This is a genomic window from Bordetella sp. N (genome assembly GCF_001433395.1).
GTDB lineage: Bacteria > Pseudomonadota > Gammaproteobacteria > Burkholderiales > Burkholderiaceae_B > Bordetella_C.
In genome coordinates this window covers 2,617,690-2,640,325 of the sequence record NZ_CP013111.1, presented here as the reverse complement: position 1 = coordinate 2,640,325, position 22,636 = coordinate 2,617,690, and the positions used below count along the sequence as shown (strand labels likewise).

The following is a 22,636-nucleotide window of genomic DNA, read 5'->3' as shown; positions in this document are numbered from 1 at the left end:
TTATTGGAAAGCGGACAGGGGCGTCAGTTTCTTTTCGCGTACCAGTTTGTAGGGGGTCTGCGGACCGAACCACTTGTCCCAGATTGCATCCATCTCACCCGTCTTGTCCATCTGGGCCAGGGCGTCGTTCACCGCTTTCAGAAGGGCGGGCTCGCCCTTCTTGACGCCGATACCCGTGGGTTCCCAATGCAGGTCGGGGGCCATCCAGTGGAAGCCGGCACCCTCGGTCACGTAGCGCACGCCGGACAGGTAGCTGATGGCGAAGGCGTCAACCTTGTGTTGTTGAAGCGCGAGAAAAGCCGAGGGGCTGTCCTGGAACGTCACGACGTCCGCGTTGGCGATCTTCTGGCGCGCGAACTGTTCTGGCGTCGAGCCCTTGGATGCGCTGATCTTCTTGCCTTTCAGATCGTCCAGAGTCTTGAACGCGCTGTCGTCGGCAACGATGAGCTTGATGGGAATCTGATAGTGGATGTCGCTGAATGCGATCTGCTTGGCCCGTTCGGGCGTGTAGCCCAAGGCGGCGGCAATCAGGTCCACGCGGCCCAGGGCCAGTTCGGGGATGCGCGCTTCGACGGAGACCGGCTTGTGCTCCATCTTCACGCCGATATGCTTGGCGATGGCGGCGCAGGTATCGACATCGAAACCGACGATTTCGCGAGTCTTGGGATCCTGGTAACCCATGGGCTGGTTGGTGGACAAGGTTCCGCAAGTCAGCGACCCGCGCGACTTGATGTCGGCCAGCCGGTCCGCGTGTGCCGTGCCACACAGCCAGAGGCCGATGGTCACAGCGGCGGCTTTAGCCAGAAAACGGCTATTTCCAGAACTCATACCCATGCGAAATCCCCTTGATCAGTTCCGCTTTTAATAGGACGTTCGTTCTCATACACGCTGTATGTAAAGTGATTAAGCCGTTTTTTGTGCGCTTGCACAACGCGGGAATAACCCTAGGCGTTCGGTGGGGAGCCGAGCAGGGGCAGGGCGGGGCGGTAGTCGCTGCCCAGGCGTTCGGACAAGCTGATGGCTTCCTGCAGCAGCAGGCGTTGCGTGCCTGTGTCGAGGACGTCGAAGCGGAAGCGCGGACCCGAGATCGTCAGCGCACCGAGCAGGCGATTGTCGGCCTTGAATACCGGCGTCGACATCGATGCGGTCCAGGGATCCTGAATGCCGCTGGAATGGCGTACAAGGGTGTCGGCGGAATGGGACCGCCAATCCGCATCCTGGCTGAACTCACGTAGCACCTGGCTTGTACACGTTTCGTCCAGCGGCAGGGATATCCCCGCGCGCATGCCGACTTTCAAGGTCTGGCTGGACTCGCGCCGGTACAAGCAGAGGCGCCGCTCGTGTTCAAGCTTGAAGAAACAGGCGCTTTCGCCCGTTTGCGCGGCGATCTTTTCCAGCGTCGGAATGAGATAGCTGCCCAGGTCCAATTGCTGTTCGTAGGTCGCGCCCAATTGATAGACGCGTGATCCCAACTGGTAGCTGCCATCGGCAAGCCGGTGGATGTAGCGCTGGCGCTCCAGCGTGATCATGTAGCGCAGGATGACGCTATGAAAAAGGCCCGTGGCTTCTTCGATGTCGCGCAGCTTCATGGGACCCTGGTGTCCGATGAAAACATCCAGGATGGAAAGCGTCCGCTCGACGGCCAGCACCGATCGGTCGGCCTTCTCGTCGGTCGCTTCTTTGGAGGGGGCGGGAGTGCGCTTCATGCTTGGGACGTCGTGATGTAACGGGGGGGACGCCGGGCGCCGTGCTTCCGGAAGCGGGGGATTGTAGCGCCCAGCCTAGACCGCGTAGGTCAGGTCCAGCCACATCGAACTCTTGACCTCTTCCATGACCGCGTACGTGCGTGTCTCCCGGATACCGGGCAGTTGCCACAACACGCGTCCCGCGAACGCGCGATAACCCGCCATATCTTCATGACGGGTTTTCAGAAGGTAGTCGAAGCCACCGGCCATCATGTGGCATTCCATGATTTCCTGGCGGTCCTGCACGGCCAGCTTGAATTCTTCGAACACATTGTGGGTGGTCCGGTCCAGCAGCACTTCGACAAATACCAGGAAACCCGCCTTCAACTTGTCGGGGTTGAGGCGCGCCTCATATCCCAGGATGTATCCCTCGCGCGTCAGCCGCTGCACCCGGGCCAGGACGGCGGTGGGTGACAAGGACACCTCCTCGGCGAGCTTGGTGTTGGGAATTCGCCCGTCTTTCTGCAAAAGATCGAGGATTTTTACGTCGATACGATCGAGCGTGATTTCGCCGCCAGCCATAAAGAGCCTATTTTTGAGTTTTTCACTAAATATATGGCTAATTATGGTCAGAAATTCGCGATATTCCAACTCATAATCGCGGAAAAATCGGCACAAGGGCCGATTTGTTGATGATTGGACCATTCCAGAAATGTTCGACGCTGTCCCCCATTCCGCTGCAGCCCCGGCTTCCGCCGACAATCCCTACGCCCACGTCACCCCCATCGAGCCGCGCGACGCCTTGCGCGAGGCCATCACCTCGGCGTGGCGCAAGCCCGAAACCGAAGCGGTGCCGTGGTTGCTGGAACGCGCCCGCCTGCCGGGCGACATGTCCGAGCGTGCGCGCGAGCTGGCCATGCGCGTCGTGCGCGCCTTGCGTGAGCGCAAGGGCGCCAGCGGCAAGGCGGGGCTGGTGCAAGGCCTGCTGCAGGAATTCTCTCTGTCGTCGCAAGAGGGCATCGCATTGATGTGCCTGGCTGAAGCGCTGCTGCGCATCCCAGACACGGCGACGCGCGATGCGCTGATCCGCGACAAGGTCAGCAACGGCAACTGGAAAGAGCACGTCGGACGCGGCAATTCGACCTTCGTGAACGCGGCTGCCTGGGGCCTGTTGGTCACCGGCAAGCTGGTGTCCGCGCACAACGAAAAAGGTCTGGGCGCCGCTTTGCGCCGGTTGGTGGCCAAGGGCGGTGAGCCTTTGATCCGCAAGGGCGTCGATGTGGCGATGCGGATGATGGGGCAGCAGTTCGTCACCGGCGAAACCATAGGCGAGGCGCTGCAGCACGCCAAACCTCTGGAAGAAAAGGGTTTCCGCTATTCCTACGACATGCTGGGCGAAGCCGCGCTGACCGCCGCTGACGCGCAACGCTACCTGGCTGACTACGAGCAGGCGATCCAGGCGATCGGCCGCGCGTCCAACGGCCGTGGTGTCTACGAAGGCCCGGGCATCTCCATCAAGCTATCGGCGCTGCACCCGCGCTACAACCGCGCCCAGGTCGATCGCGTGCAAGCCGAGCTTTATCCCATCATCCTGCATCTCGCCCGCATGGCGCGCGGCTTCGACATCGGCTTGAACATCGATGCGGAAGAAGCGGACCGCCTTGAGCTGTCGCTCGACCTGCTGGAACGCCTGTGCTTCGAGCCGGACCTGAAGGGCTGGAAGGGCATCGGTTTCGTCATCCAGGCTTACCAGAAGCGTTGCCCCTACGTGATCGACTACGTCATCGACCTGGCCAAGCGCAGCGGCAAGCGCCTGATGATCCGGCTGGTCAAGGGCGCTTATTGGGACAGCGAAATCAAGCGCGCGCAGATCGACGGCATGGACGACTATCCCGTCTACACGCGCAAGCCGTATACGGACCTGTCCTACATTGCCTGCGCCAAGAAGCTGCTGGCCGCGCCGGAACAGATCTATCCGCAGTTCGCCACGCATAACGCCCAGTCGCTGGCGACCATCTATGAGTTGGCCGGGCCGGATGCCTATCGGACGGGTCAGTACGAGTTCCAGTGCCTGCACGGCATGGGCGAGCCGCTCTATGAGCAGGTCGTCGGTCCGGTCAAGGAAGGCAAGCTGGGACGGCCTTGCCGCATCTACGCGCCGGTGGGCACGCATGAAACCCTGCTGGCCTACCTGGTGCGCCGCCTGCTGGAAAATGGCGCGAACACCTCTTTCGTGAACCGCGTGGCCGACCAGGACATCCCGCTGGAAGAGCTGGTCAGCGACCCGATCACGCAGATCGAGGCCATGGCCAGGCAGGACGGTCAACTGGGCTTGCGCCATGCCGGCATTCCCGCACCCGCCGCGCTGTATGGGGCCGGGCGCGCCAATTCGCAGGGGCTGGATCTGGCCAACGACCAGGTGCTGGGCGGCCTGGTGCAGGTGCTGCGCGGCGTCGCGCACAGCAAGATCGTCGCCGGTCCGATGGTGGCCGATGCCGCGATCCAGGCCGCCGGGGCGGCGGACGCCCTGGCGCAGGATGTCGTCAACCCCGCGCGGCACGACGACCTGGTCGGTACGGTCCGCTGCGCGGACAAGGCCACGGTGGACGCGGCCATCCGAGTTGCGCACGAGTACGCCCCGACTTGGGCCGCGGTGCCGGCCGGCGAGCGCGCGGCGATGCTGGAGCGCGCGGCCGATGCCATGCAGAAGGACATCCAGGTGCTGATCAACACCCTGGTGCGCGAAGCGGGCAAGACCTACGCCAATGCCGTGGCTGAAGTGCGCGAAGCCGTGGATTTCCTGCGCTTCTACGCGGCACAGGTACGCGCGGGCTTCCACAACGACAGCCATCGTCCGCTGGGCCCGGTGGTCTGCATCAGCCCCTGGAATTTCCCCTTGGCCATTTTCACGGGCCAGGTGGTGGCGGCGCTGGCCGCCGGCAATACCGTGCTGGCCAAGCCCGCCGAACAGACGCCGCTGGTGGCCGCGCAGGCCGTGCAGCTGCTGTGGGATGCCGGTGTGCCCCGTGAGGCCGTCCAGCTGTTGACAGGCGCGGGTAGCGTCGTCGGCGCGCAGCTGACCGACGACGATCGTGTCCAAGGTGTCATGTTCACCGGGTCGACGGAAGTGGCGCGCATCCTGCAGCGCACGCTGGCCCGCCGCCTGAGCCCGCAAGGCACGCCCATCCCGCTGATCGCGGAAACCGGCGGCCAGAACGCCATGGTCGTCGACTCGTCGGCCCTGACCGAACAGGTGGTGCAGGACGTCCTGATTTCCGCCTTCGACAGCGCGGGGCAGCGCTGCTCGGCCCTGCGTGTGCTGTTCGTGCAGGAAGACGGCGCCGACCGCTTGATCACCATGCTCAAGGGCGCCATGGCCGAGCTGAAGCTGGGCAATCCGGTTGAGATCGCCAATGACGTGGGCCCGGTCATCGATGCCGAGGCGCGTGATGGCATCAACGCCCACATCGAAGCCCTGCGCGCCAAGGGCCGCAAGGTGCACCAATTGTGCTTCGGTGGCGTTGCGGCCAAGCGGGATGCGGAAGCGCTGGGTACCTACGTGGCCCCCACGCTGATCGAATTGCCCGACCTGGCGGAACTGAAGCGCGAAGTGTTCGGCCCCGTGCTGCACGTGGTCCGTTATCGCCGCGAGCAGCTGGATGACGTGCTCGCGCAGATCCGCAACACGGGCTATGGCCTGACCATGGGCCTGCATACCCGCATCGACGAAACGGTGGAGCGCGTCGTCGCGTCGTCGCACGTGGGCAATTTCTATGTGAACCGCAATACGGTGGGCGCGGTGGTGGGCGTGCAGCCCTTCGGCGGCGAAGGCCTGTCCGGCACGGGCCCAAAGGCGGGCGGTCCGCTGTACGTGTACCGGCTGCTGGCCACGCGTCCCGATGCCGCGCTGGCCAGTCCGTTCGGCATGGACGTGCCGGACGCGGTGCAGCAGGCTTCGCAAGCGGCAAAGGACCTTGCGGATTGGTTGCGCCAGGAGCCGGGCCTGGCGCCGTCGCGCGCGGCCATGCCTTTCTTCGGCGGCAGCAGCTTCGTGCTGGCGGGGCCGACGGGGGAGCGCAACGTCTATAGCGTGATGCCGCGCACGGCCGTACTGAGCGCCGCCGGCAATGACAAGGACCGCATCATCCAGCTGACTGCCGTGCTGGCAACGGGCGGGCGCATGGTCTGGGACGCGCGCGACCCGGCCACCAAAGCGCTTTACCAAAAGCTGCCGCAAAGCACGCGTGCCGCCATCGTCCTGTCCGAAGATGTGGAACGGGCGTTCTTCGACGCCGTCCTGCATCACGGGGATGAAGCGTCCCTGCGCGAATTGCAGGCGCGCATGGCGCAACGGGATGGCATCATCGTCAGCATCATCAGCCTGCGATCCGGCGATTGCGCGGTGCCGCTGGAGCGCCTGGTCATCGAGCGTTCGCTGAGCGTGAACACGGCGGCGGCGGGTGGTAACGCCAGCCTGATGACGATGGCGTAGCAGTCCTTACCTGGCCGGCGCTTGCTCCGAGAGCGTCTCGAAGCGCTGCGCCAGGAAGTCGACGAAGCTGCGGATGCGGGAAACCATGCGGTGGCGCTGGTGATAGACGGCGTAGATGTCGGCCTCAGGCGTCGTGTACTGCTCCAGCACGGGCACCAGCCTGCCGCTGGCCAGGTAGCGCTGGATGTCCCATTCGGCCCGCATGACGATGCCATGGCCGTCCAGCGCCCAGTTGACCGCGATCTCGCCGTCGTTGGTGGTGAGATTGCCCCGCACCCGTACCGCTTCCCCCTGGCGCTTGCTGGTGGCCGCGGCCTTGGCGCCGCGGATGCGGCGGCGCGGCGCCAGGCGCCACATGCCGTAGGCGTCGCTGCCCTGGCGGATACCGATGCAGTTGTGCCGCGCCAGATCATTGGGCGTCATCGGCGTGCCATGCTCGCGCAGATATTTGGGGGAAGCGCACAGAAGCCGGCGGTTGGGCGCCAGGTAGGTGGCGACGAAACGCGCGTCGGGTGGCGCGCCGAAGCGCACGCAGATATCGAAGGCGTCCTCGTCCAGGGAGGGCGGGTCGGCGGACAGCTGCAATTGCACCTCCGTGCCCGGGTAGCGCTTCACGTACTGGGAAATCACCGGCGCCACATGCATGCGCCCGAATCCCAAAGTGGCGTTCACCCGCAGCAGGCCGCCGGGCTCATCCCTGGCGCGGCCGAGCAGCTGCTGCAGGTCGTCGATTTCACCCAATATCGTTTTGGCCCGCTCCAGCAGCACGTCGCCTTCCGGCGTGGCGCTGATGCGACGGGTGGTGCGCACCAGCAGCGGAATGCCCAGGCGCGTCTCCAGCAGCGCAAGCCGTTTGCTGACGGCGGCCGTCGACACGCCCAGGTCGCGCGCCGCGGCGCTCAGGCTGCCCGCGGTGGCAACCGCCACGAAAAAGCCCAGGTCCGCTGCCTGTAAACCGGCCGTTTGGCTCATGGTGACTCCTGTCGGGAAAAGTGGGCGGCCAGTGCCCTGGCTTTTTATTTTCCCTCATCTTTAACTTTAAGTTAAAGAGAATTCAACTTTCAGGACGTTCATCAACGTCGTGAGAGTCGGACAATCAGCCCGGATATCGATACTGGAGCTGAAGAAAATGAAGACTTACAAGATCGCCACCATCCCCGGCGACGGCATTGGCAAGGAAGTCGTGCCTGCTGGACGCACCCTGCTGGAAGCCGTGGCCGCGACCCAGGGGGGCCTGCGCTTTGAATTCCAGGACTTCGATTGGGGCGGCGATTACTACCGCAAGCACGGCGCCATGATGCCCGCCGATGGCCTTGACGCCCTGCGCGACAAGGATGCCATCCTGTTCGGCTCGGCCGGCGATGCGAACATCCCCGATCACATCACCTTGTGGGGCCTGCGCCTGAAAATCTGCCAGGGCTTCGATCAATACGCCAACGTGCGCCCGACGCGCATCCTGCCCGGCATCGATGGTCCGCTGAAGCGGTGCGCGCCGGAAGACCTGGACTGGGTCATCGTGCGGGAGAATTCCGAAGGCGAATATTCCGGCGTCGGCGGCCGGGTCCATCAAGGCCATCCCATCGAAGCGGCCACCGACGTGTCGATGATGACGCGGGTCGGCGTCGAACGCATCCTGCGTTTTGCCTTCCGCCTGGCGCAATCGCGGCCGCGCAAGCTGTTGACGGTCGTCACCAAGTCCAATGCGCAACGCCACGCCATGGTGATGTGGGACGAGGTTGCCGTGCAGGTCGCCCGCGAGTTTCCTGACGTCACCTGGGACAAGGAATTGGTCGACGCCGCCACGGCGCGCATGGTCAATCGCCCGCGCACGCTGGATACGATCGTGGCCACCAATCTGCACGCCGACATTCTTAGCGACCTGGCGGCGGCGCTGGCCGGCAGCCTGGGCATCGCGCCGACGGGCAATATCGACCCCGAGCGCCGCTATCCGTCCATGTTCGAGCCTATCCACGGCTCGGCGTTCGACATCATGGGCAAAGGCTGGGCCAATCCGGTGGGGACGTTCTGGTCGGTGGTGATGCTGCTGGAACACCTGGGCGAGGACGCGGCGGCCAAGCGGGTCATGGCCGCGATCGAGGCCGTCACGGCCAATCCCGCGCTGCACACGCGGGACCTGGGCGGCAAGGCGGGCACCGACGATGTAACGAAGGCGGTCTGCCAGCATTTGTCCGTCAATCAGGCGGCGCGGGCTGCTTGACGGCGGGGGGGGGGGGGCTGGAGCCCTGGACTCGAACATGAGCCCGTCCGTGAAACTTCCACGCGAAGGGCCATGAATAAAAATAATTTCGGAGGAGACAACGATGGGTATCACTGCCTTGGGAAAGCGCCGCGCACTCGCCGCGGCCATGGTGTTTGCGTTTGTGGCGACGGCGGCAAGCGCGACCGCGTACGCCGCCGATAACTGGCCTGATCATGCGATCACGCTGGTGGTGCCGTTCCCGACCGGGGGCACGACCGACGTGCTTGCGCGCGCCTTGGGCGATCAGCTGTCCCGTACCTTGGGACAGCCGGTCATCGTGGAAAACCGACCCGGCGCGGGCGCCACGATAGGGGCCGACTACGTCGCCAAATCCAAGCCCGAGGGCTATGTGCTGTTGATGGGCGCGGTGCATCACACCATCGCCACCAGTGTGTACAAGTCCTTGAACTATGACTTCCAGAAGGATCTGGCGGCGATCGCGCCGATCGCGATGGTGCCCAACGTCCTGACGATCAACCCCACGTATACGCCGGCCAAGACCGTGGCGGAGCTGGTCGCGCTGGCGAAGAAGACGCCGAACGGGTTGAGCTATGGCTCCAACGGCTTCGGCACGGCGCAGCATCTGATCGGAACGCAGTTCCAGGCGCAGACCGGCGCGCCCTTGCTGCATGTCCCCTACAAGGGCAGCGGTCCCCTGACCACGGACCTGATGGGCGGGCAGGTGGCCATGTCCTTCGACACGATGACCACCGTATTGCCGCAGATCAAGGCGGGCAAGCTGCGCGCCCTGGCCGTCACGACAGGAACCCGTAGCAAGGCCTTGCCCGACGTGCCGACGCTGGCGGAAGCCGGCTTGCCCGGCTTCGACATCGGCACGTGGTTCGGCGTGTTCGCGCCGGCCGCGACGCCCAAACCCGTATTGGACAAGCTCAGCACCGATATCTCCAGGATCACGGCGTCGGCTGACTTCAGGCAGAAGCTGGACGCCGCCGGGGCCGAGCCGATGTCGGCGACGCCGGCGGAATTCGCTCAACGCATCGATGCGGAAACGAAGAAGTTCGCCAAGCTGGTCAAGGAAAACGACCTGAAGGTGGAGTGACGCCGCTCAGCCTTTGACCCGCTTGGCGCGGCCCGCGCGCAGCTCGTCACGGAAGAAGCGCAAGCCGCTGACCTGCTGCGCGACGTAGCCGCCGGTGGCCATGGCTTCCGGCGCGCGCTTGTCCCCGGTGGCGGGGTACTCCTTGGAGAAGTCCGCCGTTCCGAACAACATATCCCAGAACGGAAAAACCGCGCCGTAGTTGCAGGAGCGGCGCCCGGCCGCACGCAAGCCGTGATGCAGCCGATGAAAGCGGGGCGAGACCAGCAGGCGATCGCCCAGCCACCCGAAGGACACTTTGATGTTCGCGTGGCTCAGGCTTTCCACGAAACGCATGAACAGGAACAGCAGCGGGAACTGCAGGGGCGGAATGCCGATGGCCAGTCCGACGATGCCGAACCAGACGCCGGCCACCAGATCGTCGAGCAGATGGTTGCGGTCGTCCGACCAGAAGCTCATCTGCCGCTGGGCATGATGCAGGGCGTGCAGGGCATACCAGCCGCGGAATGTGTGCGACAAGCGGTGGCGCCAGTAATCCGCGCAGTCGAGGATCAGCGCATAGGCCAGGAACGTGACGACAGGATGGCCGATCAGCCACGGCACCATGCTTTCAAGCGTGGGCGGGATGTAGCCCAGATCGACGATATAGCCGTTCACCCACACCTGTACCTCGTAGAACAGCAGGAAGCTGACGATGGGCAGCACGCCCACACGATTCAGGACGGTGTAGATGGCGTCGGTGACTACCGCTTTACGGTCGTCCCATTTTTCGATGGGGAACAGAGCTTCCAGCGGCCAGCAGATGGCGTAGGTGGCGATGACGGCGAAGAAGCCGTAGACGCAGACCAGGGCCCAATCGAAGGACAATTCTTCCCACTGCATCCAGCCGAATTTATAGAGCAGCGGCAGCACCAGGTACTGGTCGATATTGCCGGCGATGATATTGAAAAAGCGGTCAATGAACGTCAGCATCGCGCGGCCTCAAAGCACCTCGGCGGTGATGGGACCCGTGTGGGCGAGCTGCGTGGACAGGAAGATGCCATGGGGCGAGCGACCCACATCGATGGTTTCGTACTTGCCGCTTTCAGGATCCAGGACGGCGACCTGTTCATGGAAACGCAGGGCGACCCATATCTTGCCGTCGGGCGCGATGGCGATATCGTCCGGTCCCGCCGCGCGGAACGGATACGTGCGCCGCAGTTCGAACGTGTCGGCGTCCAGGGCGACCAGGGAACCGCCGATGCGGTTGCTGACATACAGCGTCTTCTTGTCCGGCGCCAGAAAGATGTTGTGGGGGCCGACGCCTGTCTTGATCTTGCGCAGCACCTTGCCGTTGGCGGGATCGACCTCGGCCACATGATCGGCGCCCATGACGCAGATCAGCACCTTGCCCTTGTGCCAGAGCACGCCGGCCGGCGTCTTGCCCACGTCGGTGGTCCAGCGCACGCTCATATCGGTGAGGTTCAGCGCAACCAGGGAATTGGACTCCTGCATGGAGTTGTAGCTGGTGCGGGAGTCCGGCGCGAAATCCAGGTGGCTGGGCATCTTGCCCACGGCGAAGCGTTTGACCAGCGACAGGTCGTCGGCGCGGTAGACGTCGACGTGATTCAAGCGCAGCGCGTTGACGACGAGATAGCGGTTATCGGGGCTGAAGCCCAGCTGGTAGGGGTCCGCGATGGTCTTGTGCCCGATCGCGCTGGCCTTGACCGGATCGACGACGAAGAGCGCGTTGCCGCTGGCGTCTGCGATGTAGAGCTCCTTGCGGTTCGGCGTCAGCGCCCAATGGCTGGGTTCGCGCAGGGTCGGCAAGGTGCGCAGCACTTTACGGGTCGCCATGTCGATGACCGAGACACTGGCTTCGCCGGAGTTCATCACAATGGCATAGGCGGGCGCCGCGGCCGCGGCGGCAAGGCCGGTGCGCAGGGAAAGAAGGGGAGCCAAGGCGAGGCTGCAAGGAGCAGCCAGGCTGTTGCGTAGCCAGGTACGGCGGGAAGACTTCATGTTGCGGCCAAAGTACGGGGACGGTGATGGACCCTCTAATGATAGAGGGCCAGGGCGTTATCGCTTTTACGATGCTGACAAACAGCTTGCAGTTGGGGTGCGGCAAGCGTGCGTGTGTCAGTGCAAATGGACACCATGGAGTGAATTTCGTTCCATCGCCGTTTATCCCTGTTAGCGTGGCCTGCTGGAGCTGCGCCGTGCTTGTGGCTCAGCCCAGCCAGCGGCCTTCCAGCCACGTGCCGGATTGGACCGTGGACCTGACCACTTCGACCAGGACGTCGACCGCGCTCTTTATCGCCTTCCCCGTGGCCCGGTTGTTGGGCAGCGCCATCACGACCGTCCGCATGATGCGTGGATCGATGAGTGGGGCGCCCGACAATCGTCGCGTGGCAAGATCTTCCGCGACGGCGCTGGGTGGAAGTATGGTCCAGCCGTGTCCATCCAGGACCAGGCGCCGTTGCACGCCGAAGGAGTTGGTTTCCGCCGCGATCTGCAAGGTCACTTGGCTGACGGCGCAGGCATGTTCCACGAGCGTGCGCAGACCATGGGGCGCGCTAGGCAGGACGAGCTTCTGCGTCGCCAGGCTGGACAGCTGGACGGGTTGGTCGTGCCGCAGTCGCGCTTGCGCGGGCGCGATCGCCCAAAGCGCTTCCTCGATAAGCGGCCGTGCGTCGACATCGTCGGTCTTTTCGGCGCCGTACAGCAGCGCGGCGTCGATCTCGCCCGCCGCCAGCCAGCGCCGCAGCGTGCCCGTGTAGCCCACCGCCAGGCGCAGGCGGATGCCTGGATAGCTGACGGCAACAGCCGTCAGCAGAGCGCTTGAGAGCATGTCCGTGGTGCTGGGCAGCAGGCCCAGCGTCACCAGCCCATTGATCTCCGCGCCGGCGTCGGCGCGCAGTTCGGCACGGGCGCGGTCAAGGTCCAGCATGATTCGCCGCGCGTGCTCGGCCAAGGCCTGGCCGGCGGCGTTCAACACCATTCCATGACGCTTGCGCTCAAAAAGTGGGATTCCCAGATCCTCTTCAAGCATGCGCAGCTGGCGCGAAACAGCGGGCTGTACGAGATTCAGGATCTCCGCCGCCCGGGTGACATTGCCGGTATCGGCGACGGTCAGGAAGGCGCGCAGCTGCTTGATGTCCATCAGGGGAGCGTCTCTATGGTCATGGATCGCGGGATCGGGTTTGCCCCGTGCGCTTGGTGCGATGCAATAATTTGAGGTAGGAATCAAAAATTGCTATTTCATAACTAACATTATCACGTCCTATCATGATTGGCTTCTGACGGATGCGAGTAGCGTGTCCGCCGCGGCAGGTACTCACTCAAGCGTTTTATTGGCATGAAGCCCATTAACTGGACCGTCTTTCTCTACACCAGCATCGGCGTCCTGCTGGTGTTCAGCAACATGACCACCATGGATGTCGCGCTGCCCAGCATCGTCCGATATTTCTCGGCATCACCGCTGCAGGCGAACTGGATCTTGCTGGGGTATATGTTGACCAACACGGTCATGTTGCTGGCATTCGGCCGCTTGGCCGACATCTTCGGCAGGAAGCCCTTGTATCTGGTCGGCGTGGCGATTTTCACCGCAGCCAGCCTGGGCTGCGGCTTCGCGGGCTCCGCCGATGTGCTGATCGCCTTCAGGATCCTGCAGGCGGTGGGCGCGGCGGCGATCGTGACGAATACCACGGCCTTGCTGGTCGATGCCTATCCCGCGGAAAGGATGTCGCTGATCCTGGGCTTGAATGTGTCGGTCGCCGCGGGGTCGTCGATCTGCGGCCCGCTGATCGGTGGGGCCTTGGTGTCGGGGCTGGGCTGGCGCGCGCTTTTCTTCACGGGTGTGCCGCTGGGCCTGTTTCTTCTGCTGGCGGGGCCGCGCGTGCTGCGGCGTATCGAAGCCAAGCCGCGGCGCGAGCCTTTCGATTACGTCGGTGCATTGCTGTCCTTCCTGGCGCTAGGTGGCTTGGTGCTGGGCCTGTCCGATGGGGGGACGCTGGGCTGGCAGCATCCCTTCATCATTGGCTGTTTCGTCGTGGCCGTGGTGGCAGGGACGTTGTTCGTCCTTGTGCAGATGCGCGTCCGCTACCCCTTGGTGGATTTGTCCATCCTCAGGAAGGGAGACCTGGCCCTGGCGTATTACGCGAACCTGATGCTGGCGATCGTGCAGATGGCCACCTTGATTCTCGTCGCGCTGTTTCTGCAAGCCGCCTTTGCCATGGACGCCTTCCAGGCGGGTCTGCATGTCACCGGGCTGGCGGTGGGGCTGTTCATCGGCACGTCCGTTTCGGCCCGCGTCATCGGTCGGCTTCCGGTGCGTCCGGTCGCGGCAACGGGCATGGCCTGCCTGGCCGGCGCGATGATTGCGATGTCTCTATTCTTCAGGGGCGATGCGCCTGCCGCCACGACGATGACGGGGATACTGGTGCTGGTGGGGCTGGGCGTGGGCTTGTTCATGACGCCGAATACCACCTCGATCATGACGGCGGTGGAGCCCGATCGCCGCGGCGTTGCCAATGGCATGCGCGCCATGATCCAGAATATGGGATATGTCGTGGGGACAGCCGTCGCGCTGGCCATTGTCACGGCGCCCCTGGACACGGAAGCCCAGCACGCGGTGTACGCGGGGCAGAGCGCCTTGTTGTCCTTGAGCCAGCGCGCGCTGTTCGAATCGCGATATCAGCTTGCTTTTGGGGTGCTGGCGGTCGCGGCATGCACGGGGCTGCTTGCGTGTGTGTTCCGCAGGTCGGCAAGAACGGGGCTCGCCGCCGCCGTTTGATTCGCCTGATCGTCTTGAACCGCTTGAACAGGCTGCTTCCCTGCTGGGGTTCCGTGCGCGCTCAGGCGGCGTGGGTCACGATCAGATGCTGGCGTAAGTACTCGCCCATACCCTGTTCGTCCGGATCCACACCTATGCCGGGTCGGTCGGATGGTGTCAGATAGCCGTCTTGCAGTGCGATGAAGGCGCCGCTGAGGGCGCGCAAGGGATTGGGATTGGCGTCCATTTCCAGGAGGCCGTCGCCGCCGGCGGCGCAGAGGACATGGGCGGCCAGGCCCAGGCCGATGTTGGAGCCGAAGGCGTGCGGGCAGTAGCGCAGGCCGCGCGCCATGACCTCGCGGGCCAGGGGTAGCACGCGGCTGACGCCCCCCCATTTGCCGAGATCGGGCTGGATGACGTCCAGCCACTCGAAGGCGTCGCGGAAGGCTTGCAGGTTCAGCAGGTTCTCGCCGCCGGCGAAGGGATGGGCGGACGCGGCGCGTAGCGCGCGCCACTCGGCCGGGCTGCGCTCGCAACCTATCGGTTCCTCCGTCCATTGCAGGGACAGGGAACGGATGCGGTCATGGGCCTGGTGGGCTTGCTCAGGGCTCCAGCCGCAATTGGCGTCGATCATGGCGATCTCGCCGTCGGCGAGCAAGGCGACGGTGCGCTCCAGATCGTCCAGGGCGCTGTCTTCCGGGAAACCGGCCTTGAATTTGAAAGCGTGGAAACCCTGCGCACGCAGCTGGTCCAGTTGTTCCGGTGCCAGCTTGGGCGCGACGCCGCTGGCATAGGCGCGCAAGGGCCGGGACTGGCCTCCCAGCAATTGATAGAGCGGCACCCCCTGGGCACGGGCGGCCAGGTCCCACAATGCGCAATCCAGTCCTGCCAGGACTTGAGCGATGGGCCCGGGTTCGCCTGCCAGGCGCAGCATGGGCAGCAGCGCGGTTTCCCATTCGTCCTGCAGGGCAGGGATGTCTTCCAGGGTGCGGCCCAAGGCGCTGGGGCCTATGAGTCGTTCCAGCATGGCGGCGCGGTGGTAGGCGCCGAAGGCGGGGTAGCCGCTCCAGATTTCTCCCCAGCCGCCGTGGCCGTATTGATCCTGAACCTTGACCAGCAGCGTGGTGCGCTGCGTGAACGTGCCGAAGGAGGCCCGCACGGCGGCGGGCTTGTCGTCCTGCAATACGTAGATGTCGATGCGTGCGATGTGGGAAGGCTTCATGGTTTCAGAGGGGCGTATCAGGCGAGCATTTCAAACGGGTGTTTCAGGCGAGCGGCGCTCAACGGGTAGCAATCAACGGTTGGTCAGTCCAGGTGAGCGGGCCACCACATCGGCCCACAGGCGCGATTGGGCTTGCCATTCTTCCTGGAAGGCGGCGCTGGAGCCGCCGCCAGGCGCCAGGCCGGCGCCCTCCAGGATCTTGCGTACGTCGGGCTCTGCCACGGCCTGGGTCATGGCGGCATTCAGGCGGTCGATTCGATCTTTTGGGACCTGGGCGCGGGCGAAGATGCCGGCCCAGGACGAAATTTCCATCCCGGGGATGCCGGCCTGCGCCATGGTCGGGATGTCGGGGTAGGCGGGGTTGCGTTCCCGGCCGGTGGTGGCCAGGCGGCGCACCTTGCCCGAAGCCACGAAGGGTTCTGTGACGGCCTGGGTCTCGATCAGCATGTCCGCATTGCCGGCCGCCACGCCCAATGCCGCGGCGGGGCTGCCATTGAAGGGCACCTGGTAGATGTCGGCACCGGTCTTTTCCTTCAGGACTTCGGTGGCCAGCTGGGCGGCGCTGCCGGGGCCGCTGTTGGCGGCGACCAGGGCGCCCGGCTTCTGCTTGGCGCGGGCGATCAGGTCCGCCATGGACGTGATGCCGCTGTTGCCGCGCACGATCAGGAAGAAGTCCGTCGAATAGATCTTGCCCACCGCCGTCAGGTCTTTCAAGACGTTGACGGTCTGGTTCGGATAGATGTGCGGGTTAATCGCCATGGTGCTGCCGGCGGCGACCAGGATGGTGTAGCCGTCGGGCGGATTCTTCAGCACTTCCTGCGCGGCGATCTGGCCGTTGGCGCCCGGGCGGTTTTCCACCACCACGGATTGACCCAGGGTCCGGGCCATCGATTGCGCGATGGCGCGGGCGCCGGTATCCGGCGTCGAGCCAGCGGGGGAGGAGACGACGAGGGTGACCGGGTGGTCTGGATAGGCGCCGGCGGCAAAGGTGGCCGTGGGGAGCAGGCAGAGGCTGGCGAGAGCGGTGATCAGGCGGTGCATGACATTGTCTCCTTGCGGATTGGTCAGGCAAGGCCGCCATCCGCTTTGATGGTTGTGCAAGGATGGTAGGCAGATCCGCGGCGATGGTCTAATACCAAAATCGTCCTGGGCGATACCTTGTCCGTTTCACTACGGCGGTCTTTTGCCGGGATGCTTGCCCATCTTCGCCTGTGCGAGGTGCTCGCCGCACCGTGTTCAGGTATCACTGCCGGGATTTCATGACGACGCGTGCTTCCAGCCTGGACCTGCGCATGGTCCATCAGTTTCTTGCCGTCGCGGATGCGCTGAGCTTCCGCAAGGCGGCCGAGCAGATGCACATGGCGCAACCGCCCTTGAGTCAGGCCATCAAGCGCCTGGAGGGCTTGCTGGACGCGCGCTTGTTCGAGCGGTCGGCGCGTGGCGTGCGGCTGACCCCGGCGGGCGAGGTGTTTCAGGAAGAGGCCCGGCGGCTGCTGAGCCAGGCGGACCGCGCCATGGACAGGACGCAGCGTGCCGCGCGTGGCGAGTTGGGCAGCGTGCATGTCGGCTTCATCGGTCCGGCCATGTTCGCGCTGCTGCCCAGGGTCATTCGGGCGTTTCGTGAGCGTTATCCTGGGGTTGAGCTGACCCTGCACGAGGGCAGTTCCATGCAGGTGGCGGCCATGCTGCTGGCGGGGAGTGTGGATGTGGGGTTCCTGGTGCCGCCGACGGACCTGGACGACGGCATTGTCGTCGACACCTTGGTGACGGACATGCTGACGGCGGTATTGCCGGCCGGGCACCGGCTGGCGGGGGAGACAGCGATTCGTCTGGAGTCGCTGGCGGACGAAGCCTTCGTGATGTTTTCCGCGCAGGGCGTACCGACCTTGTCGTCGCGGATCGCCGCGCTGTGCCGCCAGGCTGGCTTCGAGCCGCGCATCGCCCAGGAGGCGGTGCAGATTTCCACGGTGATGGGCCTGGTCGCCGGCGGCGTAGGGATGTCCTTGCTACCTGGCGCCGTAGCCACCTTGATTCCCACCGGCGTAGTCTGCCGTCCCATTCTGGCCGACCCCCGCCTGCTGGAAGTCCGCATCTGCGCCGCCTACCGCGCCCAGGGCCTTCCCGAAGCTGCAAGGCGCTTCCTGGATATGGCCAGGATTTGAAGGCTATGAACCGGTAGGTTCCACCAGCGGGCGAAAACGTCAGGCGTCAGTCCCGCGCGGCCGACGCGCCCGGATAAGGGCACGCGTTGAGCCATCGCTACCCAGCGCATCTTCGGTCGTATTGCGGGTTGCCGCCACATTGGCGATCGGTCCCACCATGGCCGGCGGCACGGTGGCCGCGACGGCCGCCTGTTGCAGTTCAATGGGTGGATTGCTGAAGGCCATGAAGTAGCGCTGAAACGGCGAGAGCCCTTCCAGGGTGCCCAGGTCGATGGCCCCGTTGGCGCGCTGCCGCAGCGCTTCCTGCTCGTCGATGAAGGCTTGAACGGCACTCGACAGGCGCTCGGTGGCGTATTGATCGCACAACCAGTTGGCGGGCTCGCCGGGATCACATTTATCTACGGTAGAGTCGTGCTGAACTCCCGCTGCCGAATGTTGAACGGCCATCGCCGACGTCGCCGCTGGCTGTTCACGCAAAGCCTGGATACGACCGGATTGTGCCGGCTGCACACGCGCAAAGCGATCGATCCGGTTCTGCGCGCCGAGGGACTCGGCGACGTAGGGATTAAGGACGGCATTAACGTAAACCGGGCTCACCCGGTCGACAGCACTGACATTCATGGCAGACTCCCTTGCCTCGCGCCATGGCAGTCACAACGGAAACAGCAGCGGCCGGCGTAGGCATTGAACAGCGGATTTTGACTGACTGTACGAGAACAGCTTAGCCGAAATTTTCGTCCGAAATCTTCGTCCGAAGTCTGGATCCGCCTAATGTCATCCCTGGCCCGGATATCTCCCGCGCGTTTGTCTAATGGAGAGCAAGGGCGACCAGTAGGAGCACGGACATCAGAGTCGCCAGCGCGACGGCGCTCCAGCCCAGTACCGCCACAGCCCGCTCCACATTCTCATGTGAAGCGGCGAACCGAAATAATTTTTCCATTGGCTAACTCCTTGCGTTGGATCCGAGTGTAGCCGCCTCATCTTGAGGAGTTGCCCGGGGGAAGACTGAAATATAAATGTGTTGCAAGCCGGAAGACACCACGATCAAGAGCGTAAGCCAATAGGACATTTTCACGATGTTGGACTCGGCCACCGTCCTATCATCCCGCCCAAGCGCGACAGAGCCTGTGCTGTCCGTGGCCTTTTGGTCGTAGGACTCCACAGTCGCCAACATCACGATGATGGAAGCTATAAGGGCGATCAGCACGAAGCCGCTGATCAGAAGGCCAATGTATAGCGGGTTGCCTCGCTCTTCGTGAAAAGCATCGATCGCCTCATAGATTGCCGCAGCAGACAGCGCGATGGCTGACCAATATAGCTGCCCATCACTCACCGACGCCTTTATCAGCCGCTTAGCTACCCCAGGGCCACGAACGGGAGTGATCAACCCTAAGAGCAACATCGGTCCCGCAACCGGGACGAGCAGGTTCATCACTATCCATACGACATTCTTCATGGTTCCGTCACCGTTTCACGATTTCGGCCTTATGTTCGCGAACTGGTCCACTTGGTTCCATCTGTACAAGTTGAAATTTTCTGCCAGGTCGCCTTCCGGCCTACTCGCTGATCGTCACCCCTGACGCTTTCACCGCCTTGCCCCAGCGGTCGATTTCCTGGTTTATGTATTTGCCGAATTCGGCGGGGGTGGACCCTACGGGTTCATAGCCGTAAGACGCCAGCTGCTTGGCCAAAGCCGGATCCTTCAACGCTTCGGCGATGTCCGTGCTGAGTTGCTGGACGACGTTGGCAGGCGTGCCGGCGGGGGCCAGGACGCCGTACCAGCCGTTGACGATGAAGCCGGGGACGGCGGACTCGGACACCGTCGGGACGTCGCGCAGCAGCGGGGACCGTTTTTCGCCGGTGACGGCCAGGGCTTTCAGCTTGCCGGACTGGACCTGCGGAAAGGACGTCGAAAAACTGTCGAACATCAAGGACACTTCGCCGCCCAGCAAGGCCACGACGGCCGGGCCGCTGCCCTTGTACGGCACATGCAGCATATTGATGCCAGTGGCAGACTTGAACATCTCACCCGCCAGATGACTGGTGTTGCCAGGGCCCGCGGACGCAAACGTCAATTCGCCAGGATGCTTCTTCGCATAGGCGACCAGCTCCGACATATTGTCGGCTGGCGTCGACTTGGGCGCCGACACCAGCATGGGCAAGGTCGCGACCAGGGACACAGGCGCGAAATCCTTGTGCGTGTCATAGGGAAGCTTGGCGTACATGGACGGGTTGATCGCATGCGCCGCCAACACCATGATCAGGGTATAGCCGTCCGGCTTGGCCCGCGCCAGCTGCGAGGTGGCGATGGTGCCGCCGGCTCCGGCCTTGTACTCAAGCACCAGGGGCTGCCCCCAGCGCTTCTGCAGCAAGGCCGACAGGGGCCGCGCCAGCATGTCGGCACTGCCGCCAGGCGGATAGGGGATCAGCATGGTGACAGGCTTGTCGGGAAAGCGGCCGGTGTCGGTGGCGGCGTGGGCCAGCGATACGGCCGCCGCAGTGGCAGCCATGAACAAGGCATATATCGCACTACGCAAGGTGGGGCGCATAGGAAGTCTCCGGTGGCAGTCTCATGCTGCGTGATAACGGGCGTAGCCGCCCTCGTCGATACGAATCACCTGCGGCGCGCGCGGCGTGTGCAGTCGCGCATCGGACAGCGTCTGCAGGGATTCGACCGTCACGCCTTCGAGCAGGGCATGCAGCTCGAAGCCTTGCGCGCCGATGTCCAGCACCGCCATATCCGTGTAAACGCGATCCACCGCCGCGGCCGCGGTCAAGGGATACGTGCAGCGCTCCAGCAGCTTGGCCGAACCATCGCGCGCCACGTGCTCCATGGTGACGTAGACCTTGCGCGCGCCCACCGCCAGGTCCATGGCCCCGCCAACGGCGGGTATGGTGTCCTCGGCATTGGTGATCCAGTTCGCCAGATCGCCGTTCTGCGCGACCTGGAAGCCGCCCAGCACGGTGTAGTCCAGATGCCCGCCACGCATCATCGCGAAAGACACCGTGTGCTCCGATATCGATGCTCCAGGCAGCAAGGTGATCAATTGCCGGCTGGCATTGATCAGGTCGGGGTCTCCCTCGCCAGAAGCGGCCAGGCCGCCCATGCCCAGGATGCCGTTCTCGCTGTGCATGACGATTTCCCGGCCTTTGACCAGGTAGTCGGACACCAGCGTGGGGATGCCTATGCCCAGGTTGGCCACCGAGCCATCGGGAATGTCGTACGCGACGAGTTGCGCGATCTGCTGGCGCGTCAGCCGCGGGCGCGCCTGCGCCGGGGTCGTGGTGCTCATGCCTGTGCCTCTTTCAAGATCGGAGTGGACTGGGCCACGGGCTGCGCCGCAGACTGCCCCAATACGGGAACGACCGCCTTCACGAACACCCCCGGCGTCATGACATGCTCCGGCGGCAAGGTGCCCAGCTCCACCACCTCGTTGACCTGCGCGATGGCATGCCGCGCGGCCATGCACATCACGGGATTGAAGTTGCGCGCCGACCAGCGATAAGTGAGATTGCCCCAGCGATCGCCACGGTCCGCCCGGATCAGCGCGAAATCGCCGAACAGCGGCTGCTCCAGCACATAACCCACGCCGTCGACCACACGTGTTTCCTTACCGTCGGCCAGGCGCGTGCCGTAACCCGTCGGCGTGAAGAAAGCGCCCAATCCGGCTCCAGCCGCGCGCATGCGCTCGGCAAGGGTGCCTTGTGGAACGACTTCCAGTTCAACTTCACCCGCCCGGTAGGCCGCGGCGAACGTTTCCGAATTGGGTGGCCGCGGATGCGAGCAGATGACCTTGCGCACCAGCTTGGCCACGATCAGCGCGGCGATGCCCGCCTCATGCGTGCCGGCGTTATTGCTGATGATGGTCAGGTCGCGCCGGCCCAGATCGCGCAGGGCATACAGCAGTTCGAAGGGGACGCCGGACTCGCCGAAGCCGCCCACCAGTATCGATGCACCGTCCGGAATGACGCGCACTGCCTCCACGAGGGAGGGCTGGATCTTGTCAATCACGCTTATTGCTCCTTGTACATGCCGGCAGCCTTGACGGTCTGTTCCCACATGCTGCGTTCGTGGTCGATGAAGGCGCCGAATTCAGCGGGCGTGTTGCCGCCGGGCACGCCGCCCAGGTCCTGGAATTTGCCGACGAGGTCCGGCGAACGCAGGCCCGTGCGCGCCGCCTGGTAAAGCTTGTCGATGATGGGCGCCGGCGTGCCGGCCGGCGCCAGCAGGCCGAACCAGGCGGTCACCACCATGTTGTCGATGCCGGCCTCTTTCATGGTGGGGACGTCGGGCAACTGGGGCGAACGCTTGTCGCTGGTGACGGCCAGGGCGCGCAGCCTGCCCGCCTTGATCGACGGCAGGGAGCTCGGCAGATTGTCGATCATGAAGGTGTACTGGTTGGCCAGCAGGGCGGCGACCGCCGGGCCCGCGCCCTTGTAAGGGACGTGCGTCGCCTCCACGCCCACGCGCTGTTTGAAAAGCTCGGCGGACATATGCGGCGACTGCCCCGTGCCCGACGAACCAAAAGACCGCTTGGACGGATCCTGCTTCAACAGCGCCACCAGCTCGGCGGCGGTCTTGACCGGCTGTTCCGCATTGACCTCCAACACATTGGGCACCGAGATCACCAGCGTGACCGGCGCAAAGTCCTTGGGCGTGTAAGGCAGGGTCTTGTACAGGCTGTAGTTGATGGCATTGGGACCGATATTGCCCATTACCAGGGTGTAGCCATCGGGCGCCGCGCGCGCCACGGCCTGCGAGCCGATGATGCCCGCCGCGCCGGCGCGATTCTCGACGATGATGGACTGTCCCAGCGCGCTGGTCATTTTCTCGGCCAGCAGGCGGGCCGCGATGTCGGTGGTGCCGCCGGGCGCCGCGGGAACGATGAGCGTGATGGGATGCTCGGGCCAGGCCGCCTGCGCCAGGTGCGATGCACCCAGCAGCAATCCGCCTGCGAGCCAGAGGCCGCGGGTCATTGCCATGCTTGTCTCCTCATGCCTGCAT

20 protein-coding genes are annotated in these 22,636 nt (G+C 64.3%); 5 read left to right on the top strand and 15 right to left on the bottom strand.

Going from position 1 to position 22,636, the window contains the following annotated elements:
* The 3 genes from ASB57_RS11245 to ASB57_RS11235 form a co-directional block, all read right to left on the bottom strand.
* Nucleotides 1–828 carry an ABC transporter substrate-binding protein gene (locus ASB57_RS11245; protein ID WP_156414132.1) on the bottom strand — a complete coding sequence of 276 codons (828 nt, stop codon included), beginning with the start codon at nt 826–828 and terminating at the stop codon, nt 1–3.
* Nucleotides 829–944: 116 nt separating this feature from the next.
* Nucleotides 945–1,706: an IclR family transcriptional regulator gene (locus tag ASB57_RS11240; protein WP_057652311.1), complete on the bottom strand. Its 762-nt coding sequence runs from the start codon at nt 1,704–1,706 to the stop codon at nt 945–947.
* A gap of 75 nt (nt 1,707–1,781) precedes the next feature.
* The gene (locus tag ASB57_RS11235; protein WP_057652310.1) at nt 1,782–2,267 is read right to left on the bottom strand and encodes an Lrp/AsnC ligand binding domain-containing protein; all 486 of its coding nucleotides are present in this window, start codon (nt 2,265–2,267) and stop codon (nt 1,782–1,784) included.
* Nucleotides 2,268–2,397: 130 nt separating this feature from the next.
* Between ASB57_RS11235 and putA the strand changes: the two genes are divergently transcribed.
* Nucleotides 2,398–6,177: a trifunctional transcriptional regulator/proline dehydrogenase/L-glutamate gamma-semialdehyde dehydrogenase gene (gene putA / locus ASB57_RS11230; RefSeq protein ID WP_057652309.1), complete on the top strand. Its 3,780-nt coding sequence runs from the start codon at nt 2,398–2,400 to the stop codon at nt 6,175–6,177.
* Nucleotides 6,178–6,183: 6 nt separating this feature from the next.
* Here the strand turns inward: putA and ASB57_RS11225 are convergent, their stop codons facing one another.
* Nucleotides 6,184–7,149: a LysR family transcriptional regulator gene (locus tag ASB57_RS11225; protein WP_057652308.1), complete on the bottom strand. Its 966-nt coding sequence runs from the start codon at nt 7,147–7,149 to the stop codon at nt 6,184–6,186.
* A gap of 157 nt (nt 7,150–7,306) precedes the next feature.
* Between ASB57_RS11225 and ASB57_RS11220 the strand changes: the two genes are divergently transcribed.
* Both ASB57_RS11220 and ASB57_RS11215 read left to right on the top strand, forming a co-directional pair.
* A complete protein-coding gene (locus ASB57_RS11220) occupies nt 7,307–8,395 on the top strand; it encodes a tartrate dehydrogenase (protein WP_057652307.1) in 1,089 nt (362 codons plus the stop codon).
* A 103-nt stretch (nt 8,396–8,498) separates the two neighbouring features.
* Entirely contained in the window at nt 8,499–9,497 is a 999-nt protein-coding gene (locus tag ASB57_RS11215; protein WP_082621532.1) for a tripartite tricarboxylate transporter substrate binding protein, read from the top strand.
* Nucleotides 9,498–9,503: 6 nt separating this feature from the next.
* On the opposite strand, the gene ASB57_RS11210 is transcribed toward ASB57_RS11215, so the two are convergent.
* The 3 genes from ASB57_RS11210 to ASB57_RS11200 all read right to left on the bottom strand — a co-directional run bounded on the left by ASB57_RS11210 (nt 9,504) and on the right by ASB57_RS11200 (nt 12,636).
* Nucleotides 9,504–10,466, bottom strand: a complete 963-nt coding sequence (locus ASB57_RS11210; RefSeq protein WP_057652306.1) for a sterol desaturase family protein — start codon at nt 10,464–10,466, stop codon at nt 9,504–9,506.
* 9 nt (nt 10,467–10,475) lie between these two features.
* On the bottom strand, nt 10,476–11,495 hold the full coding sequence (locus ASB57_RS11205; RefSeq protein ID WP_057652305.1) for a YncE family protein: 1,020 nt from the start codon (nt 11,493–11,495) through the stop codon (nt 10,476–10,478).
* Between the two features lie 208 nt (nt 11,496–11,703).
* Nucleotides 11,704–12,636, bottom strand: coding sequence for a LysR family transcriptional regulator (locus tag ASB57_RS11200; protein ID WP_057652304.1), 933 nt, complete (start codon nt 12,634–12,636; stop codon nt 11,704–11,706).
* A 195-nt stretch (nt 12,637–12,831) separates the two neighbouring features.
* Here ASB57_RS11200 and ASB57_RS11195 point away from each other — a divergent pair, with 195 nt between their 5' ends.
* Nucleotides 12,832–14,268 carry an MFS transporter gene (locus tag ASB57_RS11195; RefSeq protein WP_057652303.1) on the top strand — a complete coding sequence of 479 codons (1,437 nt, stop codon included), beginning with the start codon at nt 12,832–12,834 and terminating at the stop codon, nt 14,266–14,268.
* A gap of 61 nt (nt 14,269–14,329) precedes the next feature.
* Here the strand turns inward: ASB57_RS11195 and ASB57_RS11190 are convergent, their stop codons facing one another.
* The gene (locus ASB57_RS11190) at nt 14,330–15,469 is read right to left on the bottom strand and encodes a mandelate racemase/muconate lactonizing enzyme family protein (RefSeq protein ID WP_057652302.1); all 1,140 of its coding nucleotides are present in this window, start codon (nt 15,467–15,469) and stop codon (nt 14,330–14,332) included.
* 72 nt (nt 15,470–15,541) lie between these two features.
* A complete protein-coding gene (locus ASB57_RS11185; protein WP_057652301.1) occupies nt 15,542–16,510 on the bottom strand; it encodes a tripartite tricarboxylate transporter substrate binding protein in 969 nt (322 codons plus the stop codon).
* A gap of 218 nt (nt 16,511–16,728) precedes the next feature.
* Between ASB57_RS11185 and ASB57_RS11180 the strand changes: the two genes are divergently transcribed.
* A complete protein-coding gene (locus ASB57_RS11180; RefSeq protein ID WP_057652300.1) occupies nt 16,729–17,631 on the top strand; it encodes a LysR family transcriptional regulator in 903 nt (300 codons plus the stop codon).
* Nucleotides 17,632–17,670: 39 nt separating this feature from the next.
* On the opposite strand, the gene ASB57_RS31050 is transcribed toward ASB57_RS11180, so the two are convergent.
* From ASB57_RS31050 to ASB57_RS11150, 6 genes are all read right to left on the bottom strand, one after another.
* A complete protein-coding gene (locus ASB57_RS31050) occupies nt 17,671–18,252 on the bottom strand; it encodes a hypothetical protein (RefSeq protein WP_156414131.1) in 582 nt (193 codons plus the stop codon).
* Nucleotides 18,253–18,574: 322 nt separating this feature from the next.
* Entirely contained in the window at nt 18,575–19,087 is a 513-nt protein-coding gene (locus ASB57_RS11170) for a hypothetical protein (RefSeq protein WP_156414130.1), read from the bottom strand.
* 100 nt (nt 19,088–19,187) lie between these two features.
* Nucleotides 19,188–20,180: a tripartite tricarboxylate transporter substrate binding protein gene (locus ASB57_RS11165; protein ID WP_156414129.1), complete on the bottom strand. Its 993-nt coding sequence runs from the start codon at nt 20,178–20,180 to the stop codon at nt 19,188–19,190.
* A gap of 21 nt (nt 20,181–20,201) precedes the next feature.
* On the bottom strand, nt 20,202–20,924 hold the full coding sequence (locus ASB57_RS11160; RefSeq protein ID WP_057652297.1) for a 3-oxoacid CoA-transferase subunit B: 723 nt from the start codon (nt 20,922–20,924) through the stop codon (nt 20,202–20,204).
* The gene (locus tag ASB57_RS11155; protein WP_057652296.1) at nt 20,921–21,643 is read right to left on the bottom strand and encodes a 3-oxoacid CoA-transferase subunit A; all 723 of its coding nucleotides are present in this window, start codon (nt 21,641–21,643) and stop codon (nt 20,921–20,923) included. Before ASB57_RS11155 ends, ASB57_RS11160 begins: the two co-directional genes overlap by 4 nt.
* Nucleotides 21,644–21,645: 2 nt before the next feature.
* Entirely contained in the window at nt 21,646–22,614 is a 969-nt protein-coding gene (locus ASB57_RS11150; protein WP_082621531.1) for a tripartite tricarboxylate transporter substrate binding protein, read from the bottom strand.
* Nucleotides 22,615–22,636: the final 22 nt, after the last annotated feature.

Coding starts and splice junctions, on each gene's coding strand:
- ASB57_RS11245 (WP_156414132.1), bottom strand. CDS start 828: ATGAGTTCTGGAAATAGCCGTTTTCTGGCTAAAGCCGCCGCTGTGACC.
- ASB57_RS11240 (WP_057652311.1), bottom strand. CDS start 1,706: ATGAAGCGCACTCCCGCCCCCTCCAAAGAAGCGACCGACGAGAAGGCC.
- ASB57_RS11235 (WP_057652310.1), bottom strand. CDS start 2,267: ATGGCTGGCGGCGAAATCACGCTCGATCGTATCGACGTAAAAATCCTC.
- putA (WP_057652309.1), top strand. CDS start 2,398: ATGTTCGACGCTGTCCCCCATTCCGCTGCAGCCCCGGCTTCCGCCGAC.
- ASB57_RS11225 (WP_057652308.1), bottom strand. CDS start 7,149: ATGAGCCAAACGGCCGGTTTACAGGCAGCGGACCTGGGCTTTTTCGTG.
- ASB57_RS11220 (WP_057652307.1), top strand. CDS start 7,307: ATGAAGACTTACAAGATCGCCACCATCCCCGGCGACGGCATTGGCAAG.
- ASB57_RS11215 (WP_082621532.1), top strand. CDS start 8,499: ATGGGTATCACTGCCTTGGGAAAGCGCCGCGCACTCGCCGCGGCCATG.
- ASB57_RS11210 (WP_057652306.1), bottom strand. CDS start 10,466: ATGCTGACGTTCATTGACCGCTTTTTCAATATCATCGCCGGCAATATC.
- ASB57_RS11205 (WP_057652305.1), bottom strand. CDS start 11,495: ATGAAGTCTTCCCGCCGTACCTGGCTACGCAACAGCCTGGCTGCTCCT.
- ASB57_RS11200 (WP_057652304.1), bottom strand. CDS start 12,636: ATGGACATCAAGCAGCTGCGCGCCTTCCTGACCGTCGCCGATACCGGC.
- ASB57_RS11195 (WP_057652303.1), top strand. CDS start 12,832: ATGAAGCCCATTAACTGGACCGTCTTTCTCTACACCAGCATCGGCGTC.
- ASB57_RS11190 (WP_057652302.1), bottom strand. CDS start 15,469: ATGAAGCCTTCCCACATCGCACGCATCGACATCTACGTATTGCAGGAC.
- ASB57_RS11185 (WP_057652301.1), bottom strand. CDS start 16,510: ATGCACCGCCTGATCACCGCTCTCGCCAGCCTCTGCCTGCTCCCCACG.
- ASB57_RS11180 (WP_057652300.1), top strand. CDS start 16,729: ATGACGACGCGTGCTTCCAGCCTGGACCTGCGCATGGTCCATCAGTTT.
- ASB57_RS31050 (WP_156414131.1), bottom strand. CDS start 18,252: ATGAATGTCAGTGCTGTCGACCGGGTGAGCCCGGTTTACGTTAATGCC.
- ASB57_RS11170 (WP_156414130.1), bottom strand. CDS start 19,087: ATGAAGAATGTCGTATGGATAGTGATGAACCTGCTCGTCCCGGTTGCG.
- ASB57_RS11165 (WP_156414129.1), bottom strand. CDS start 20,180: ATGCGCCCCACCTTGCGTAGTGCGATATATGCCTTGTTCATGGCTGCC.
- ASB57_RS11160 (WP_057652297.1), bottom strand. CDS start 20,924: ATGAGCACCACGACCCCGGCGCAGGCGCGCCCGCGGCTGACGCGCCAG.
- ASB57_RS11150 (WP_082621531.1), bottom strand. CDS start 22,614: ATGGCAATGACCCGCGGCCTCTGGCTCGCAGGCGGATTGCTGCTGGGT.